The sequence below is a fragment of the Yersinia sp. 2542 StPb PI genome (assembly GCF_048593855.1).
Lineage (GTDB): Bacteria > Pseudomonadota > Gammaproteobacteria > Enterobacterales > Enterobacteriaceae > Yersinia > Yersinia enterocolitica_E.
Map to the genome: position 1 here is coordinate 1 of NZ_JAZGQA010000256.1, position 5057 is coordinate 5057.

Sequence of the window (5057 nt, forward strand, 5' to 3'; positions counted from 1 at the left end):
ATAGAAGTGTTTGTTTTTTAGTAATCAGTAAAAGTATAATGCGCGATGATGTAAGGCTTTGTTTTTATAGATTTTAAGTTCGCGAAAATAATTAAGTGTCAGTAGCTTAAATATCGCGAAGAAAGTAAAGCCACGCATCAAAAAGTATATATCGCGAAGGGGAAGTGTACGAGTTAAAGTAATATATGCTGACTTTACTTTCTGTTCATATAAAGTCATTAGGTAGTTTTAAACCGGTAAATTAGGGAATATTTAGTAGTTGTAAGTACCCGGATGTTATCTGTAATAACTTGTGCATTTAAAGTAGTACCTAATAGCAGTACCTAGTTACGAAGTATATTAATGTTAAATCTTAAGTTAGCAGTACCTTAAAAGCCCTGGCTCATACAGTCAGGGCTTTTATCGTTTCTGTAACCAACCAAAGTGCTATTTAACATAACACCTGTTTCCCGCACCGCTAAAACGCCCTCAGCGCGTTTTACCCCCGAAGATGATGAAATCCACGGTTTACCCCACCAAAACCGCCCAAAATCGTGCGGATGAATTCTGGCCGAGTGAATCGTTATGCACCAAAACCGGTAGCCACCCGTTTGGCGTGAAAAGGACGCCATGTGCCGTATTTCTGGTAAATATCACCGCGCCGAATTACAGTAGTCATGTGTATTACATGTGACTACTGAGGTTATTTATGCCCGCAGCAACATCCATCAGGCTCGATGAAGAACTTAAGGACCGGCTAAAAACGCTGGCCGATGACCGCCACCGCTCCGCCCACGCGCTGATGCTGGAAGCGATCACCGAATACATTGACCGGGAAGAAAAACACAGCCAGTACCTGCGGGATGCGCAGGCTTCATGGCAGCACTATCAGGAAACCGGACTGCACCTGACCGCAGAAGAAGCAGAAGCCTGGATGGATACCTGGGGAACTGAGAACGAGCAGGATGCTCCGCCATGCCACAGGTAATCATCTCAGCACTGGCGCAGCGAGATTTACAGCGCCTGCAAAACTTTCTCAAAACCAAAAACCGGCTGGCGGCCAGAAAAGCCGGTGAGGTGATCATCCGGGCCATTCAGCAACTGAAAATGCAGCCGGATATGGGCCGCCCCGTACCCCTTATCCCGCTGGAATACCAGGAGCTGGTGATCGGATTTGGCGACAGCGGCTATGTGATGCTTTATCGCCATGACCGGGAAACGGACCGGATAGTGATTATTACGGTTAAGCACCAGAAAGAAGCCGGCTCTCGGGGACCGCAAGAATAAAATACAAAAAACGGCGGACAGCCCGCCGTTTACCGCCGGAACACACCGGACTCAAAAGCCAGAATCAGCGCCTCCAGTACCAGCCCAACCACTTTCACGACCAGCGCCAACGCCATTAATATCTTCATTGTCTCACTCCTGTTTTATCTGATACCGCCATTGCATCATCTGCCGACTGCGGAAGCCACTAACGACACTTGTCGCAGCACCGCGACAATTACGGGTTAATGAGAACAGAGTAAAAACGGAAAAATCAGATGAAGGAGTTCAGTGATCAGCCACTCATCACTGGGAAATACCCGCAAAAATAGCGCTATAATAACCGTGAGAAATTACACATCTTTCACACCCGTTAAAATTAGGGGTACACAGTGGCAAAAACATTGCTCAACCTTTCACAGGCTGCACAGGCAGCTGGTATCACCCGAAGAACACTGTATAACCATGTAAAGCAGGGAAAGGTGACCGTGTCACGCGACGGGAAAAACAACCCGGTAGTGGATGTCTCTGAGCTCATCCGCGTGTACGGCAATGTGAATCTGCCTGAGAAACAAATTCCCAACGTTTCACACCGTGAAAATACACAGAAAAATTTCCCACATGATCAACTAGCAGCCATGCAGAAAGAGCTGGCCGAAATGAAACAGGCCATCACCCTGATGCTGGAAGATAAAACCCTGCGGGAAAAAGAAAGCCAGCAGCATGAAGACGAGAAAAACCAGCTGCGTGATGAAATCAGGAAGCTGAATGAAACCCTGCAGCAGGCGCGTAAAAAAGGGCTCTGGTCCAGGCTGTTCAGTTAAAGCGTTGGCCCGTGATACTGCCGCGATTTGGCGCGGGACAGCTCAAGCACTTTCTCGCGCTCAATCTTCATCGCCTGTTCTGACCGTACAGCGTGTTCAACCGCTGGAGCTGCTCGCTCAAGCTCGACACCTGACTGCTTAAGGATCTTATCTCCAGACGCACCTGCGCGTTCTCCTGCCTCGTGGTGTCGTACATCTGCTGCAGTTCGCCGAAGGCGCTTTCCCAGTCCTGATAGTGCTGCGCGGACTCGCTCTGCAGCTGCTCTAACGCGCTCAATAATTGTGTTTCCAGCTCGGTCATTATGCCCCCTTAACGCACTATCTTCACGGCTTCCCGCGTCCCGTTGTCCACCGTCCAGCCCGTTTTCACGCTCGTCCCTTTCGGCAACACGATAAACTGGCCGTCTTTGTCCTCCATCAGGCTCACGCCCCACGTTTTCGCCTCGAATTCCGCTAATGCCTGCTTCTGCTCGCTCAACCTCTCCACGTTCGCGGCGATCACGTTCCCCTGATACCACAGAACGCCCCACCCGAGGCTCAGGCACGTTATCAGGCTCACGCCCACCCAAAGCCATGTCCTGAGGATCAGGCGCTGCATAGACGCTCTCTGCGCGTTTATGGCGATGGTGATTTTCTGCTCGCTTGAGCTCAACGCCGCGCTGATAGATTCCTCGTGCTGCCTGAACACGCGCCTCAACGCTGCATCGGTATCGCTCGCCTGCTGCCTCGATTTCACCTCGAAGTTCTTCGCCAAATCTAAAATCCCGCTCATACAACATCCCCTTTAACCGGATATTCCTCCCCCCTTCGGGGTCGGCAATACTGATACTGCTTTTCGTCTCGCGGGCCACGGTAAAACCGGCCTCTTCCAGCGTGCGGATCACGTCGTCCCGCTGCCGCAATTCGCCACTCGCCGCCAGTGACAACAGCCCGTCAGTGATAGCCTGAGCCGCCGCCAGTTTCGACGCAGGCAAATTACGCGGGGTACACAAGGCCCGCTTGTTCAGCGGCGAGTCGGGGTCGTGTAGCCCCAACTGGGCATTAACCACCGTTTTCCACGCATCGATGCGCGGCTTGTCTGCCGGTGCAAACCACGGTTGCAACCGCTTTCCGCTTTGCAGCTCGACATTCGGCACCAAAAAATTCAGCTCCAGCCTCCCCTTGTCGTGGTGCTCCACCCACAGACAGGCGTACTGATCCGCATCCAGTCCCGGCAATAGCGCTTTTTCAAAGCTGAACATCAACTTGTCTTTCGCCTCCGTCGGAAGGTCTGCCTCCTGAAAGGACAGGACGCCGGACGTGTAGCGCTTCGTGTAATCACTGCTGTCAATCAGTGCCACCACATCAGCCGGACTGCCCCGCAAAAGCGTTGCGCCCTCCCGCTGCCGGTCTTGGCCCAAAAGATAATCCACCGGCCCACTGCCCCTACCGGTACCCCGCGCATGGAATTTAACAATCATGGCTGTAAGCCTCACGCAACCGGCGCAATTCCCGCTCAAGTCCCGCCAGTGCCGCGCAGATTTGCACCGCAGGTAACGCACCACCGGCCACCGTGACCGAGTTCACCTGTCGCGCTATCTGATTGAGATTATTCCCCAATCCTGACAACTGGCGCAGCAGCGCCGGATCAATCATCGGGGGCGGCCGCCTGTGCTTTTTTGCAACCGGTTCGCCCAGGCACACCGACCGCATCCACTCCGCCAGGCGCGGACGGTTGCAACGGTCGAGCAGCGCCGCATGCTCGGCTTCAGAAACACGCACGGCCAACATTTTGGTGCGATGTTCGGACATACAAAAATCTCCATGAAAAAATGTTATGGCCATAAACCAAAACGCCGGCGATTCGGTGGCGCTTGGCCAGCCGAACGGAGGAGTTGGACAAGCGCTAGCGCGTCAGGGTGTCGCCTTTAGCGGGTTTCGGGGCGCAGCCATGAACCACATCACAGAGCGTTAGCGATGTGTATGCTGGCTTATATGTTAAATCGGTGTTGGGATGTGGGCCAGATTTTTCATGTTGCGGGGGTAAAAACAAGTAACCGAGTGACCGAGTTAAACAAGCCACCACAGGCGATATGCCGCNTCCTCGCCCAGACAGAGCTCCCCGCTATGGCGGGTGTGCCTAGTCTAGTCTGCGGCGAGCGGAGGGGGTAACAGGGGGAGGTTTTAAATATGAGCTGAGAAAAAAGCACGGGAAAGAAGGATGTCGCCAAAAGCGGCTCCCTGGGGAGGCTCGGCCTGTCCCTCGCTGTGCTCAAGGCAGGCCGAGCCTCCCCAGACATAACTGTCTAAGGTACTCAGCCTTGCTCCGGACTATCGGCGGGAAATGCATATTCCCTGCCCCTCGCTCGCGCTCCGGAGACACACCGGTTCCTGCTGTCACTGCTTTGGCCTTGGCTGCTGCTGTACCGCCATCGCTTTTTTTAAGTGGTGCCGTTGAATGCCCGTTATCCACTGGTGCAGTGCTGTACGACTCTGCCAGTCCGTACACGGTTATGGTGCGCGTCGCACGCTTGGGTTGTGTGAGCGATACCCCCGTTCAACCCGACTACCACGTCTCACCAGCAACATTCTCTTGAGGCCAATCCGGTGCAGACACGACTTATCGCCAGTGGCGGTAGCCATTGGTAACTGAAGGTTTACGGGAACTAAGGGGTGTGAACTTAAAATTACACTTGAAGAGTTGCTCATCTTGAGGCTACACTAATCAAACGAATTTGGTGACTGTTCCCGTAAAGATCCAGTTACCACCCGGATTCAAGAGTTCGTTGCTCAAGGATCCGGCGAGAAACCGCCGAAAGGCGGTTTTTTCGTTTCTGGAACAAGAGATTACGCCCAGAATAACAGGATCTCAAGAAGATCCTTTCGATTAAACACTAATCTCGGTCAACTTTGATGAAGAAGAAGGTTCAACCACATACTTGTCCATCTAACAGACAGCTAGCGAAAAAACGACTTCCACACATGTAATATAAAGTATTTTTTCATTTC

At 52.5% G+C, this 5057-nt stretch carries 7 protein-coding genes and 1 pseudogene; 4 read left to right on the forward strand and 4 right to left on the reverse strand.

Annotated elements, in window-relative coordinates; genetic code table 11:
* Positions 1-688: 688 nt before the first annotated feature.
* From V1952_RS19980 to V1952_RS19990, 3 genes are all read left to right on the forward strand, one after another.
* Positions 689-967, forward strand: coding sequence for a CopG family ribbon-helix-helix protein (locus tag V1952_RS19980; protein WP_420075393.1), 279 nt, complete (start codon positions 689-691; stop codon positions 965-967).
* On the forward strand, positions 955-1266 hold the full coding sequence (locus tag V1952_RS19985) for a type II toxin-antitoxin system RelE/ParE family toxin (RefSeq protein WP_420075394.1): 312 nt from the start codon (positions 955-957) through the stop codon (positions 1264-1266). The genes V1952_RS19980 and V1952_RS19985 overlap by 13 nt, the downstream gene beginning before the upstream one ends.
* Positions 1267-1637: 371 nt before the next feature.
* Positions 1638-2069 (forward strand): hypothetical protein, encoded by a 432-nt coding sequence (locus V1952_RS19990; RefSeq protein ID WP_420072347.1) that lies wholly within the window; start codon positions 1638-1640, stop codon positions 2067-2069.
* A gap of 67 nt (positions 2070-2136) precedes the next feature.
* On the opposite strand, the gene V1952_RS19995 is transcribed toward V1952_RS19990, so the two are convergent.
* From V1952_RS19995 to V1952_RS20010, 4 genes and pseudogenes are all read right to left on the reverse strand, one after another.
* Entirely contained in the window at positions 2137-2370 is a 234-nt protein-coding gene (locus V1952_RS19995) for an MbeD family mobilization/exclusion protein (RefSeq protein WP_145521126.1), read from the reverse strand.
* 9 nt (positions 2371-2379) lie between these two features.
* Positions 2380-2841 (reverse strand): MbeB family mobilization protein, encoded by a 462-nt coding sequence (locus tag V1952_RS20000; protein ID WP_420073861.1) that lies wholly within the window; start codon positions 2839-2841, stop codon positions 2380-2382.
* A 328-nt stretch (positions 2842-3169) separates the two neighbouring features.
* Positions 3170-3529, reverse strand: a pseudogene (locus tag V1952_RS20005) (relaxase/mobilization nuclease domain-containing protein); the annotation flags it as partial.
* The gene (locus V1952_RS20010; RefSeq protein WP_420072346.1) at positions 3519-3860 is read right to left on the reverse strand and encodes a MobC family plasmid mobilization relaxosome protein; all 342 of its coding nucleotides are present in this window, start codon (positions 3858-3860) and stop codon (positions 3519-3521) included. The gene V1952_RS20010 and the pseudogene V1952_RS20005, both read right to left, overlap by 11 nt.
* Positions 3861-4369: 509 nt before the next feature.
* Here V1952_RS20010 and V1952_RS20015 point away from each other — a divergent pair.
* Positions 4370-4645: a hypothetical protein gene (locus V1952_RS20015; protein ID WP_420072345.1), complete on the forward strand. Its 276-nt coding sequence runs from the start codon at positions 4370-4372 to the stop codon at positions 4643-4645.
* The last annotated feature ends 412 nt before the right edge of the window (positions 4646-5057 follow it).

Coding starts and splice junctions, on each gene's coding strand:
- V1952_RS19985 (WP_420075394.1), top strand. CDS start 955: ATGCCACAGGTAATCATCTCAGCACTGGCGCAGCGAGATTTACAGCGC.
- V1952_RS19980 (WP_420075393.1), top strand. CDS start 689: ATGCCCGCAGCAACATCCATCAGGCTCGATGAAGAACTTAAGGACCGG.
- V1952_RS20000 (WP_420073861.1), bottom strand. CDS start 2,841: ATGAGCGGGATTTTAGATTTGGCGAAGAACTTCGAGGTGAAATCGAGG.
- V1952_RS19995 (WP_145521126.1), bottom strand. CDS start 2,370: ATGACCGAGCTGGAAACACAATTATTGAGCGCGTTAGAGCAGCTGCAG.
- V1952_RS20010 (WP_420072346.1), bottom strand. CDS start 3,860: ATGTCCGAACATCGCACCAAAATGTTGGCCGTGCGTGTTTCTGAAGCC.